This window comes from Streptomyces sp. YS-3 (assembly GCF_045257485.1).
Classification (GTDB): domain Bacteria; phylum Actinomycetota; class Actinomycetes; order Streptomycetales; family Streptomycetaceae; genus Streptomyces.
In genome coordinates this window covers 1-12848 of the sequence record NZ_JBJHPC010000160.1, presented here as the reverse complement: position 1 = coordinate 12848, position 12848 = coordinate 1, and the positions used below count along the sequence as shown (strand labels likewise).

At 70.9% G+C, this 12848-nt stretch carries 9 protein-coding genes; 4 read left to right on the top strand and 5 right to left on the bottom strand.

What is annotated here, in order from left to right; genetic code table 11:
• The first annotated feature begins 53 nt into the window (after positions 1 to 53).
• Both ACJA3G_RS15735 and ACJA3G_RS15730 read left to right on the top strand, forming a co-directional pair.
• Positions 54 to 866 (top strand): thioredoxin domain-containing protein, encoded by an 813-nt coding sequence (locus ACJA3G_RS15735; protein ID WP_406553598.1) that lies wholly within the window; start codon positions 54 to 56, stop codon positions 864 to 866.
• Between the two features lie 127 nt (positions 867 to 993).
• Positions 994 to 2643 (top strand): alkaline phosphatase D family protein, encoded by a 1650-nt coding sequence (locus ACJA3G_RS15730; protein WP_406553597.1) that lies wholly within the window; start codon positions 994 to 996, stop codon positions 2641 to 2643.
• A gap of 25 nt (positions 2644 to 2668) precedes the next feature.
• On the opposite strand, the gene ACJA3G_RS15725 is transcribed toward ACJA3G_RS15730, so the two are convergent.
• On the bottom strand, positions 2669 to 3238 hold the full coding sequence (locus ACJA3G_RS15725) for a dienelactone hydrolase family protein (RefSeq protein WP_406553596.1): 570 nt from the start codon (positions 3236 to 3238) through the stop codon (positions 2669 to 2671).
• A 30-nt stretch (positions 3239 to 3268) separates the two neighbouring features.
• On the opposite strand from ACJA3G_RS15725, the gene ACJA3G_RS15720 reads away from it, so the two are divergent.
• Positions 3269 to 4300 carry a mechanosensitive ion channel family protein gene (locus ACJA3G_RS15720; RefSeq protein WP_406553595.1) on the top strand — a complete coding sequence of 344 codons (1032 nt, stop codon included), beginning with the start codon at positions 3269 to 3271 and terminating at the stop codon, positions 4298 to 4300.
• 31 nt (positions 4301 to 4331) lie between these two features.
• Here the strand turns inward: ACJA3G_RS15720 and ACJA3G_RS15715 are convergent, their stop codons facing one another.
• From ACJA3G_RS15715 to ACJA3G_RS15700, 4 genes are all read right to left on the bottom strand, one after another.
• Positions 4332 to 5918, bottom strand: a complete 1587-nt coding sequence (locus ACJA3G_RS15715; RefSeq protein WP_406553594.1) for a Na+/H+ antiporter — start codon at positions 5916 to 5918, stop codon at positions 4332 to 4334.
• A 125-nt stretch (positions 5919 to 6043) separates the two neighbouring features.
• A complete protein-coding gene (locus tag ACJA3G_RS15710) occupies positions 6044 to 6985 on the bottom strand; it encodes an RluA family pseudouridine synthase (protein ID WP_406553593.1) in 942 nt (313 codons plus the stop codon).
• Positions 6986 to 7037: 52 nt separating this feature from the next.
• Positions 7038 to 7604: a signal peptidase II gene (gene lspA, locus ACJA3G_RS15705; RefSeq protein WP_406553592.1), complete on the bottom strand. Its 567-nt coding sequence runs from the start codon at positions 7602 to 7604 to the stop codon at positions 7038 to 7040.
• A gap of 60 nt (positions 7605 to 7664) precedes the next feature.
• Positions 7665 to 9074 carry a TraR/DksA family transcriptional regulator gene (locus tag ACJA3G_RS15700; protein ID WP_406553591.1) on the bottom strand — a complete coding sequence of 470 codons (1410 nt, stop codon included), beginning with the start codon at positions 9072 to 9074 and terminating at the stop codon, positions 7665 to 7667.
• A 575-nt stretch (positions 9075 to 9649) separates the two neighbouring features.
• Between ACJA3G_RS15700 and ileS the strand changes: the two genes are divergently transcribed.
• On the top strand, positions 9650 to 12790 hold the full coding sequence (gene ileS, locus ACJA3G_RS15695) for an isoleucine--tRNA ligase (protein WP_406553590.1): 3141 nt from the start codon (positions 9650 to 9652) through the stop codon (positions 12788 to 12790).
• Positions 12791 to 12848: the final 58 nt, after the last annotated feature.

The window sequence follows — 12848 nt, the reverse complement described above, 5'->3', positions numbered from 1 at the left end:
CCCGGGCCCCCGTACTTCTCACCTGCCCTACCTGCCACACGGAGAAAACGATCATGAGCAAGCGCAACAGCCAGGCCAACAAGGCAGCCGCCCGTGAGCGGCTGCGACTGGAGCGCGAGCGCCAGGCCAAGAAGGACAAGGTGCGCCGCCAGGTGGTCGTGGCCGCCTCGATCGTCGGCGTCCTCGCGATAGCGGGCGGTGTCGGTTACGCGGTCATGCAGGCCAACAAGCCCGGCGAGTGGGACGCGGCCAAGGACAAGACGCTGGTCAAGCCCGCCAACACCACGGGCACCGACGGCACCACCGTCGTCATCGGCAAGCCCACCGCCAAGAAGACCCTGGAGATGTACGAGGACCCGCGCTGCCCGGTCTGCTCGGTCTTCGAGCAGCAGGTCGGCTCCACGGTCAAGAAGGACGTCGACGCGGGCAAGTACAAGGTCCAGTTCATCGGCGCCACCTTCATCGACAACGGCAGCCCGGGCACCGGCTCCAAGAACGCGCTCAGCGCGCTGGGCGCCGCGCTCAACGTGAGCCCCGAGGCGTTCATGGAGTACAAGGCGCAGCTCTACTCGGCCAAGTGGCACCCGGCCGAGACCAGCGACAAGTTCGCCAAGGACGACTACCTGCTCCAGGTCGCCGACAGCGTCCCGGCGCTCAAGGGCAACGCCAAGTTCCAGAAGGACGTGCAGGACGGCACGTTCGACAAGTGGGCGCTCACCATGTCGAAGAAGTTCGACGACAGCGGGGTGACCGCGACGCCGACCCTGAAGATGGACGGCAAGAAGATCACCGGCGCGGGCAGCGACAACGCCCCGCAGGACCCGGCCGCGTTCACCGCCGCCGTCGACAAGGCCCTGAAGGGCTGAGGCCCTTCGGGGACCCGCCGCGGCCACCCGGCCCCGACACGGGGTCAGGTGGCCGCGAGCGAACGGGCGGACAAACATCTGCCGCGAGGCTGCCCGTTCGCTCTACCCATCAGTAAGGTGTCCGGCTGTGACCAGTCGATTCACCTCAACCCCCACGCGCCGCACGGTCGTCAAGGCCGCTGCCGCCACCGCCGTCGTCGCCGCGCCCCTGGTGGCCGGCGCGACCGCCGCCGCCGCGGACTCCGCTCCCGCCCCCGCCTTCCTGCACGGCGTCGCCTCCGGCGACCCGCTGCCCGACGGCATCCTGCTGTGGACCCGGGTCACCCCCGCTCCCGACGCGGTGCCGGGCTCCGGCAAGGGCCCGGACACCGAAGTCACCTGGGAGATAGCCGAGGACAAGGGATTCGCGCGGATCGTGGCCCAGGGCCGCACGACCGCCACCGCCGCCTCCGACCACACCGTCAAGGCCGATGTGCGCGGCCTGCGCCCGGCGACCGCCTACTGGTACCGGTTCACCGCGGGCGGCGTCCCGTCCGCCGTCGGCCGGACCCTGACCGCCCCCGCCACGGACGCGGCAGCCGCCAACGTCCGCTTCGGCGTGGTCTCCTGCGCCAACTGGGAGTCGGGCTACTTCTCCCCCTACCGTCATCTCGCCGCACGGGCCGACCTGGACGCGGTGCTGCACCTGGGCGACTACATCTACGAATACGCCTCGGGCGCCTATCCGGAGGCGAAGTACGTCGTACGGCAGCACGAGCCGGTCCACGAGATCCTCGACCTGGCCGACTACCGCACCCGGCACGGCAAGTACAGGACGGACGCCGACCTCCAGGCGATGCACCAGGCCCACCCGGTCATCGCGATCTGGGACGACCACGAGTTCGCCAACGACGCCTGGTCGGGCGGCGCCGAGAACCACACGCCCGGTACCGAGGGCGACTGGGCGGCGCGCGTGTCCGCCGCCAAGCAGGCCTACTTCGAGTGGATGCCGGTCCGCCCGTCCATCGCGGGCACCACCTACCGGCGCATCCGCTACGGCAAGCTGGCCGATCTGCACCTGCTCGACCTGCGCTCCTTCCGCTCGCAGCAGGCGAGCGTGGGCAGCGGCAAGGTGGACGACCCCGAGCGCACCATCACCGGCCGCGCCCAGCTGGACTGGCTCAAGTCGGGGCTCTCCGCCTCGAACGCCGCCTGGCAGCTGGTCGGCACCTCCGTGATGATCTCCCCGGTCGCCTTCGGCGCGCTGCCGGCCGAACTGACCGCGCCGCTGGCGGAGTTGCTGGGCCTTCCCAAGGAGGGCATCGCCATCAACGTCGACCAGTGGGACGGCTACACGGACGACCGCCGCGAGCTCCTGGGCCACCTGGTCGACAACGGCATCAAGAACACCGTCTTCCTCACCGGCGACATCCACATGGCGTGGGCCAACGACGTACCCGTCAAGGCGGGCACCTACCCGCTGTCGAAGTCGGCGGGCACCGAGTTCGTGGTGACCTCGGTCACCTCCGACAACCTCGACGAGATGCTCCACGTCGCCCCGCACACCGTGTCGCTGGTCGCGGCGGCGGCCATCAAGGCCGCCAACCGCCATGTGAAGTGGGTCGACATGGACTCGCACGGCTACGGCGTCCTCGACGTCGACGCCCAGCGTTCGCAGATGGACTACTACGTGGTGTCCGACAAGCGCAAGCAGGACGCCACGTCCTCGTGGACCCGCTCGTACCGGACGCTCAACGGCAGCCAGAAGGCCGAGCGGGTCTACTCGCCGGTGGTCTGATCGCCGGTGGTCTGATCCCCGCGCGCTACAGCGACGCGAGGAAGGCGAGCGCGGTGGTCCAGCTCCGCTCCGCCGCCGCCTCGTCGTAGTCCGGCAGTTCGCGATCGGTGTACAGGTGCCCGGCACCCGGGTATCTGTACACCTCCGCGTCGGCGCCGATCCTGCCCATCCGCAGGTACCACGTGTTCAGCCAGTCATGCGTCTCGAACGGGTCCGGGTCCGCCACGTGCAGCTGTACGGGCAGCTCGTCCACCGAGGCGTCCTCGGCGATGTCCGCGGTCCCGTGGAAGAGCAGCAGGCCACGGGCCTTCTCGTCGCCGAGCGCCAGGGTCTGGGCGAGCGAGCCGCCGAGCGAGAACCCGGCGTAGACCAGGCCCTCGTCCGAGTGCGGCGCGGCGGCCACGACCGCCCGCTTCAGCAGTTCGTCGTTGCCGATCCCGTCCCGGATCGCCATGCCCTCCTCCACCGTCCCGGCGGTGCGCCCGTCGTACAGATCGGGCACGTGCACCAGGTGTCCGGCGGCGCGCAGCCGGTCGGCCGCCTCCCGCACGGCGGGACGCAGGCCATAGGCGGAATGGAAGAGCATGATGTTCATGAGGCCATGGTGCCAGTTACGGTCGAGGGCATGGAGAACGTACTGCGCCCGTTGATCGTCATCGGTGGCTCGGTCGTGCTCACGCTGGCCCTCGTGTGGCTGGCCGACCGACTGCTCCGCCAGACCGATGCCCGGCACAGCGAGACCCCGTTGTGGGGCCTGCTGCGCCGCTGCCGCCTTCCCTTGCAGGTCGTCGTCCTCACCGCCCTGCTGAGAGGGACCTACCTCCAGATCAAATGGGCGCCCGTCCAGGACCACCGGGCCGGCCTCGGCCAGACCCTCTCGCTCGTCCTCATCGGGGCGAGCGCGTGGCTGGTGGTGCGGATCGCGACGGCGGTCGTCGAGGCGTCGTACGCGCGCTACGCGGCCTCCGCGCACAACGCGGCACGGGTCCGCCGGGTCCGTACGCAGGTGACGCTGATCCAGCGCGTGGTGACGGCCATCGTGGGCGTCGTCGCGGTCGCCGCGATGCTGCTGACCTTCCCGGCGATGCGGACGGCCGGAACCTCGATCCTCGCCTCCGCCGGCATCATCGGCATCGTGGCCGGTGTGGCCGCCCAGTCGACGCTCGGCAACCTCTTCGCCGGGCTGCAGATCGCGTTCGGCGACATGGTGCGGATAGGCGACACGGTGGTGGTGGACGGCGAGTGGGGCACGGTCGAGGAGATCACCCTGACGTTCCTGACCGTACGCACCTGGGACGAGCGCCGGCTGACGATGCCTGTGTCGTACTTCACCAGCAAGCCGTTCGAGAACTGGTCGCGCGGCGGTGTGCAGATGACCGGCACGGTCTTCTTCCACCTGGACCACGCGGCCCCGGTGGCCCTGATGCGCGAGAAACTCACCGACATCCTGAAGGAGTGCTCCGCCTGGGACGGCCGATCGGGCGACCTCGCCGTCACCGACACCACGCCGTCCACGATCGTGGTGCGCGCCACGGTCACCGCTCAGGACTCCGGCGACCTCTGGACGGTGCGCTGCGCCGTCCGTGAGGAGATGGTGGCCTGGCTCCACGACCACCACCCGGAGTCGCTGCCACGCATCAACACCGACCGGATATGACCGCCGGGCGGGGGGCGGCGCCCCCCGCCCCTCACTTCAGGCTGCGCACGTCCAGCTGGCGCAGCACGCGGTCCACGATCTCGGGGTCGGCGCCGGGCTCGCTGCGCGCCGACAGCACCTCGTGCCGGGCCGCCGACATCATCTCGCGCTGGATCCGCTGAACGGTCCGCAGCCGCTCGACCCGCTTCGCGTACGCCTCACGACGCTCCTCGTCGACCATGTCCGGGCTGAGCCGCGCCCCCACGTCGTAGGCCCGCCGCACCAGCTGCTCCATGACCTCCTCGGGCAGCTCCTCCACGTCCTCGATCTCCCGCAGTCGCCGTTTGGCCGCCTTGGCCGCGCGGACCGCCAGCGCGCGCTCCAGCGCCCGCTCGGCGTCGGTGTCGGCCTGGACGCCCAGCCGGCGCACCAGGGACGGCAGGGTGAGCCCCTGGATCACCAGGGTCGCCATGATCACGCAGAAGGCGATGAAGACGATCTCGTCGCGGGCGGGGAAGGGCGAGCCGTCCTCGGTCGTGAACGGGATGGCGAGGGCGAGCGCGACGGAGGCCACCCCGCGCATCCCCGCCCACCACATGACGATGGTCTCCCGCCAGGTGGTGGGGATCTCCTCGTCGTAGTCCCGGCGCGTGTGCAGCCGTTTGGCGAGCCAGGTGGCGGGGAGCAGCCACAGCAGCCGTACGCCGACGACGACCCCGACCACCACCGCGCCCCAGCCCGCCATCTCGCCGAGGCGGCCGGTGGCGGTGCCGAACACGTTGTGCAGTTCGAGACCGATGAGCCCGAACGCGATCCCGGTCACCAGGGTGTCGACGACCTGCCAGAAGGTGGCCCCGGCAAGGCGTCCCTGGACGTCGTCGGCGTCCACCGCGTGCTCGGCCAGGAACAGCGCCAGGGTGAGCACCGCCAGCACCCCCGAACCGCCGAACTCCTCGGCCAGCACATAGCCGACGAACGGCACGAGGAGCGTCAGACCGATCTGGAGGGTGGCGTCGTCGAGCAGCCCCATCAGCTTGTTGGCGGTCCAGCCCAGGACCAGACCGACCACGACCGCCACCACGGCGGAGAGCACCAGTTTGCCCACCGCGTCCGGCCAGGAGAAGTCGCCGCTGACCGCCGCGGCGATCGCCACGTGGTAGAGCACGATCGCGGTGACGTCGTTGAAGAGCCCCTCGCCCTCCAGGATCGACACCAGCCGCCGGGGCAGTCCGAGCGAGCCCGCGACGGCGGTGGCGGCGACCGGGTCGGGCGGCGCCACGAGGGCGCCGAGCGCGACGGCCGCGGCGATCGGCAGGCCCGGCACGATGGCGTGCGCCACGGCCGCCACGGCGGCCGTGGTGACGAACACCAGGGCCACCGCGAGCAGCAGGATCGGCCGGACGTTGGCGGCGAACTGCCGCCAGGAGGTGCGCTGGACGGAGGCGTACAGCAGCGGCGGCAGCACGAGCGGAAGGATGAAGTCCGGCGGCACGTCGACGTTCGGGACGAACGGCAGGAGGGCGAGGACACCGCCGAGGAGCGTCATCAGAACCGGCGCGGGCAGCCCCAGCCGGTTTCCGACCGGAACCGTGACCACGGCTCCGAGCAGAAGCACGAACATCAGGGCGAGCTGGTCCACGAAGGCCCTCCGGAGGCGAGGCGATCAAGAACCTCCAGCCTGCCACGCGGCTCCCGCCCGGGCGTCGACCCGCGGGCCGTGCGTGGCCGATCGCACAGTCCGCCGGGCCCCGGACGCCTACGGCGTCATTCGCTCTCCGCCCGGATCACGTCCAGCGCGCGCTGGAGGTCGTCCGGGTAGCCGCTCTCGAACTCGACCCAGCCGCCGTCCGAGGGGTGCTCGAAGCCGAGCCGCACCGCGTGCAGCCACTGCCGGGTCAGACCGAGCCGCTTGGCGATCGTGGGGTCCGCGCCGTACGTCAGGTCGCCCACGCACGGGTGGCGGTGGGCGGACATGTGCACCCGGATCTGGTGGGTGCGGCCCGTCTCCAGCTTGATGTCGAGCAGCGACGCCGCCCGGAACGCCTCGATCAGGTCGTAGTGCGTCACCGACGGCTTGCCCTCGGCCGTGACCGCCCACTTGTAGTCGTGGTTGGGGTGGCGGCCGATGGGCGCGTCGATCGTGCCGCTCATCGGGTCCGGGTGGCCCTGCACCAGGGCGTGGTAGCGCTTGTCCACAACGCGCTCGCGGAACTGCTGCTTCAGATACGTGTACGCCCGCTCGGACTTGGCGACGACCATCAGTCCCGAGGTGCCGACGTCGAGGCGGTGGACGATGCCCTGGCGCTCGGCGGCGCCGGAGGTGGAGATCCGGTACCCGGCCGCCGCGAGGCCGCCGATGACCGTCGTCCCCGTCCAGCCCGGGCTGGGGTGGGCGGCGACACCGACCGGCTTCACGATCACGACGATGTCGTCGTCGTCGTGCACGATCTCCATGCCCTCGACCGGCTCGGCCACGATCTGCACCGGCGCGGGCGCCTGGGGCATCTCGACCTCCAGCCACGCGCCCCCGTGGACCCGCTCGGACTTGCCCACCACCGAGCCGTCGACCTGGACCTTCCCGGCCGCGGCGAGCTCGGCCGCCTTCGTCCGGGAGAACCCGAACATACGGGAGATGGCGGCGTCGACGCGCTCGCCCTCCAGGCCGTCGGGAACGGGCAGGGTGCGGACCTCGGGAAACGTACTCACCCGTCGAGTATGCCTTGCCCCACCGACATCCCCGTCCTCACGCGGGCCGGGATCAGTCCTTGTGGACCGTTCCGTCCGGGTCCAGACCCCGGAACGAGAGGATCACGATCAGGAAGCCGCCGCAGACGATCGCGGAGTCGGCCAGGTTGAAGACGGCGAAGTGGGCGGGCGCGATGAAGTCGACGACCGCGCCCTCGAAGACGCCCGGGGAGCGGAAGATCCGGTCGGTCAGGTTGCCGAGCGCGCCGCCGAGCAGCAGTCCGAGCGCGATGGCCCACGGCAGGCTGTAGAGCTTGCGGGCCAGCCGGACGATCACGAGGATCACCGTCGCCGCGATCACCGTGAAGATCACGGTGAAGGCCTCGCCCATGCCGAACGCGGCGCCCGGGTTGCGGATCGCCTCCAGCTTCAGCAGGTCGCCCACGACGTCGATCGGCTCGTGGTGCTCCAGCCTGGCCACCACGAGCATCTTGCTGCCGAGGTCGAGCAGGTACGCGAAGAGCGCCACCGCGAACAGGACGGCGATCCTGCGCCCGCCCCTGGGCCGCTCGCCGGGAGCCGCGGCCCCGTCGGGCCCTTCTACGTCCGGCGTACCGATGATGCGCTCCGCCTCTGCCACGTGAGTCCCTCAACCCTAGGTACCTGACTGGGGACGAGCGTACGACACACGCGTACGGACTCAGCCCCGGCGTTCCTGCTTCTGCTTGTCCTCCACGCAGAGGGTCGCGCGCGGGAAGGCCTGCATCCGCGCCTTGCCGATGGGGTTGCCGCAGACCTCGCAGTAGCCGTACGTCCCGGCGTCGAGCCGCTCCAGCGCCCGTTCGGTCTGCTCCAGCATCTCGCGCGCGACGGCGGCGAGCGCCATCTCGTGCTCGCGGGTGATGTTCTTGGTCCCGGTGTCGGCGTCGTCGTCGCCCGCGCCGTCCCCGGAGTCCCGCATCAGCCCGCTCAGGGCGGCCTCGGAGGCCTCGATCTCGGCCCGCAGCCGCAGGACCTCGCCGGTCAGCTCGGTACGCGCCTCACCGACCTCCTCGGGCGTCCAGGGGTCCTCCCCGGGCCGCACCGGCAGCTCACCGGGCACCCCGGCGACGACCGCGCGGGCCTTCGGTACGGCCGACGCCGCCGTGGACTTCCTGGCCGCGGCCTCGCCGGCCGTGTTCTTGGCAACCACGTTCTCGGTTCCCCTCTGCTCCGCGGCCTCGGCCGCCCCCTGGGCCGCCGTGGCGACCGTCTTCACTGCCCCGACGGCAGCTTTACCCGCTGACGCGGTCTTAGCGGCACCGACCTTCTTGGCCGACGCGGTCTTCGTAGCGGCGGTCTTCTTGGCCGCCGCCGTCTTCTTGGCGCCAGCCTTGTCGGCTGACGCGGTCTTCGAAGCGGTGGCCTTCTTGGCCGCCGCCGTCTTTTTGACGCCAGCCTCGTGGGCGGACGCGGTTTTCTTGGCGGCAGCCTTCTTGGCGGCCACCCTCTTCTCGGCGGCAGCCTTGTCAGCTGACGCGGTCTTCGAAGCGGTGGCCTTCTTGGCCGCCGCCGCCTTGTTGGCGCCAGCCTCGTGGGCGGACGCGGTTTTCTTGGCGGCAGCCTTGTCGGCCGACGCCGTCTTCTTGGTGGCAGCCTTCTTGGCCGGGGCCGCGTTGTCGACGGCGGCTTTCTCGGCCACGGGATTCTCGGCCACGGCTTCCTTCATCGCGGCCCTCTCGGCACGGGCCTCCTCGGCTGCGGTTTTCTTGGCGGGAGCTTTCTTGGCCGTGGTCTTTTTGGCCGCCGCCTTCTTGGCCGGAGCCTCCTTGACCGCCTCCCTCTTGGCCGCCGCCTTCTTCGTACCGGTCTCATCGGCCACGGCCTTTTTGGCCACGGTCTTCTTGGCAGCCGTCTTCTTCGCCGCCGCCTTCTTCGCCGCCGCCTTCCCGGCCGGGGCCTTCGTCGAGGCCGCCTCCTTCTTGGCCGCGGTCTTCCTCCCGGTCGCCGTCTTCTTCCCGGCCGCCGCCGGCCCCCCGGACGCCGCCCGCCCCCGGGACGCGGACGCGCTCTCCGTGGCCGCGGACTCCACTGCGTCCTCGGACGCCAACGCGGTCTTCCCTGCCACCATGGCCGCGGCCCCTTCACATATTGTGATCTTGCTCGCGCATCGTGCTGGGACGATAAATCGACCCCAGGCCCGCGGCAACGGGGCACGCCGCCGGTCCGCCCCCACCCGACGTGCCCGGAGACGAACCTGCATCCGTTGTGCCCAGCTCTCCGGCCCGTAATCCGCCCCACGGGCGCCGCCGGACCCCGTCCGGCCCCGTATGCCCATTCGGGTCATGCACGCGCCCGTGGCGGCCCCGGCGCGGCCCCGCCGGATATCCGGTCGGCCGCTGTCGGTGCGGGCCCTTACACTGGGCGCAGCGAGAGGCGTGAATGGGACGAGTAGCGTCGTACGCAGCCAAGAGCGATCCGGGGACGGTGGGAGCCCGGAGGCGAGCGCGATGTGAAGATCACCCCGGAGCCGCCGGAAGAAAGCACCCCCGGGTGCGAGTAGAACCGGCTTCGCGACCCCAATGAGGGGGCGGTGTCCCGTACACCGCCAAGGAGGGTGGTACCGCGGGAGCGCGGGGCCGTAGGACGGCCGCAGCTCTCGTCCCTCCGACGGAAACGTACGACGATCCGCCGGAGGATGAACGGATGTCGCAGTACCGCCAGGTGCCCGCCCAGGTCGACCTGCCCGCGCTGGAGCACGCCGTGCTCGACTTCTGGCGCGAGGCGAAGGTCTTCACCAAGAGCCTTGAGCAGTCCGAGGGCCGCCCCGAGTGGGTGTTCTACGAGGGCCCGCCGACCGCCAACGGCATGCCGGGCGCCCACCACATCGAGGCCCGCGTCTTCAAGGACGTCTTCCCCCGCTTCCGGACCATGCAGGGCTACCACGTGGCCCGCAAGGCCGGCTGGGACTGCCACGGCCTGCCGGTCGAGCTCGCCGTCGAGAAGGAGCTCGGCTTCAACGGCAAGAAGGACATCGAGGCGTACGGCATCGCCGAGTTCAACGCCAAGTGCCGCGAGTCGGTGACCCGCCACACCGACGCCTTCGCCGAGCTCACGACCCGGATGGGCTACTGGGTCGACCTGGACGACGCCTACCGGACGATGGACCCCGAGTACGTGGAGTCCGTCTGGTGGTCCCTGAAGGAGATCTTCAACAAGGGCCTGCTCACCCAGGACCACCGGGTCGCCCCCTGGTGCCCCCGCTGCGGCACCGGCCTGTCCGACCACGAGCTGGCGCAGGGATACGAGACGGTCGTCGACCCCTCGGTCTTCGTCCGCTTCCCGCTGACCGGCGGCCCCCTCGCGGGCGAGGCGGCGCTCCTGGTGTGGACGACCACGCCGTGGACGCTGGTCTCCAACACCGCCGTGGCGGCCCACCCCGAGGTGACCTATGTGGTGGCCACCAACGGTGACGAGAAGCTGGTCGTCGCCCAGCCGCTGCTGGAGAAGGCGCTCGGCGAGGGCTGGGAGGCCACCGGGCAGACCTTCACGGGCGCCGAGATGGAGCGCTGGACCTACCAGCGCCCCTTCGAGCTCATCGAGTTCCCCGAGCCCGCGCACTACGTGGTGAACGCCGAGTACGTGACGACCGAGGACGGTACGGGTCTGGTCCACCAGTCCCCCGCCTTCGGCGCCGACGACCTCCTGGTCTGCAAGGCGTACGGCCTGCCGGTCGTCAACCCGGTCCGCCCCGACGGCACCTTCGAGGAGGACGTCCCGCTGGTCGGCGGCATCTTCTTCAAGAAGGCCGACGAGAAGCTGACCGCCGACCTGGCCGAGCGCGGCCTGCTCTTCCGCCACGTCCCGTACGAGCACAGCTACCCGCACTGCTGGCGCTGCCACACCGCGCTGCTCTACTACGCGCAGCCGTCCTGGTACATCCGCACCACCGCCGTCAAGGACGCGATGCTGCGGGAGAACGAGAAGACCAACTGGTTCCCGGACTCCGTCAAGCAGGGCCGCTTCGGCGACTGGCTGAACAACAACATCGACTGGGCGCTCTCCCGCAACCGCTACTGGGGCACCCCGCTGCCGATCTGGCGCTGTGAGGACGACCACCTGACGTGCGTCGGCTCGCGCGCCGAGCTCAGCGAGCTGTCGGGCACCGACCAGAGCGAGCTGGACCCGCACCGCCCGTTCATCGACGACATCACCTTCACCTGCACGGCCGAGGGCTGCTCGCACACGGCGGTCCGCGTCCCCGAGGTGATCGACGCCTGGTACGACTCGGGCTCGATGCCGTTCGCGCAGTGGGGCTACCCGTACAAGAACAAGGAACTGTTCGAGAGCCGCTACCCGGCGCAGTTCATCAGCGAGGCCATCGACCAGACCCGTGGCTGGTTCTACACGCTGATGGCGGTCGGCACGCTGGTCTTCGACAAGTCGTCGTACGAGAACGTGGTCTGCCTGGGCCACATCCTCGCCGAGGACGGCCGCAAGATGTCCAAGCACCTGGGCAACATCCTGCAGCCCATCCCGCTCATGGACCAGCACGGCGCGGACGCGGTGCGCTGGTTCATGGCGGCCGGCGGCTCCCCGTGGGCGGCGCGCCGCGTGGGCCACGGCACCATCCAGGAGGTCGTCCGCAAGACGCTCCTCACGTACTGGAACACGGTGGCCTTCCAGGCGCTGTACGCGCGTACGTCCGACTGGGCGCCCAGCGCGGCCGACCCGGCCCCGGCGGAGCGCACGGTCCTGGACCGCTGGCTGCTGAGCGAGCTGAACACGCTGGTCGAGCAGGTGACGCAGGCCCTGGAGGCGTACGACACGCAGCGCGCCGGCAAGCTGCTCTCCTCCTTCGTGGACGACCTGTCCAACTGGTACGTGCGCCGTTCGCGGCGCCGGTTCTGGCAGGGCGACAAGGCGGCGCTGCGCACGCTGCACGACGTGGTGGAGACGGTGACGCGGCTGCTGGCGCCGCTCACGCCGTTCATCACCGAGCGGGTGTGGCAGGACATGGTGGTGCCGGTGACGCCGGACGCGCCGGAGTCCGTGCACCTGTCGTCGTGGCCGAAGGCGGACGCGGCGGCGATCGACCCGACGCTGTCGCAGCAGATGCTGCTCGTGCGGCGGCTGGTGGAGCTGGGCCGCGCCACGCGCGCGGAGTCGGGCGTCAAGACGCGCCAGCCGCTGTCGCGCGCGCTGGTTGCCGTGGCGGGCTTCGAGTCCCTCTCGCCGGAGCTGCACGCGCAGATCACGGAGGAGCTGAACGTCTCGTCCCTGGCGTCGCTCTCCGAGGTGGGCGGCTCGCTGGTCGACACCACGGCCAAGGCGAACTTCCGTGCCCTGGGCAAGCGGTTCGGCAAGGGCGTCCAGGACGTGGCCAAGGCGGTCGCGGCGGCGGACGCGGCGGCGCTGTCGGCGTCCCTGCGGGACACCGGCGAGGCGTCGGTCGAGGTGGGCGGCGAGCGGGTGGTGCTGGCCCCCGACGAGGTGATCATCACCGAGACGCCGCGTGAGGGCTGGTCGGTGGCGTCCGACTCGGGCGCGACGGTCGCCCTCGACCTGGAGATCACGCCGGAGCTGCGGCTGGCGGGTATGGCCCGGGACGCGATCCGGCTGATCCAGGAGGCGCGCAAGAACAGCGGGCTGGATGTGGCGGACCGGATCGCGGTGCGGTGGGAGTCGACGGACGCGGAGGTCGCCTCGGCGCTGTCCGCGCACGCGGAGCTGATCGCGGAGGAGGTTCTCGCGACGGACTACGCGTCCGGGGCGGCGGACGACGCGTACGGCGCTCCGTTCACGGACGAGGGGCTGTCGCTGACGTTCCGCCTGCGCAAGGCGTAACGCTCCGGCCCGGGCCGGTGCCCCCGCAGGGCGTAACGCTCCCGCCCGAGCCCCCAGC

Bases quoted from the DNA above. Each gene is read 5' to 3' on its own strand.
- ACJA3G_RS15735 (WP_406553598.1), top strand. From the start codon at position 54: ATGAGCAAGCGCAACAGCCAGGCCAACAAGGCAGCCGCCCGTGAGCGG.
- ACJA3G_RS15725 (WP_406553596.1), bottom strand. From the start codon at position 3,238: ATGAACATCATGCTCTTCCATTCCGCCTATGGCCTGCGTCCCGCCGTG.
- ACJA3G_RS15720 (WP_406553595.1), top strand. From the start codon at position 3,269: ATGGAGAACGTACTGCGCCCGTTGATCGTCATCGGTGGCTCGGTCGTG.
- ACJA3G_RS15700 (WP_406553591.1), bottom strand. From the start codon at position 9,074: ATGGTGGCAGGGAAGACCGCGTTGGCGTCCGAGGACGCAGTGGAGTCC.
- ileS (WP_406553590.1), top strand. From the start codon at position 9,650: ATGTCGCAGTACCGCCAGGTGCCCGCCCAGGTCGACCTGCCCGCGCTG.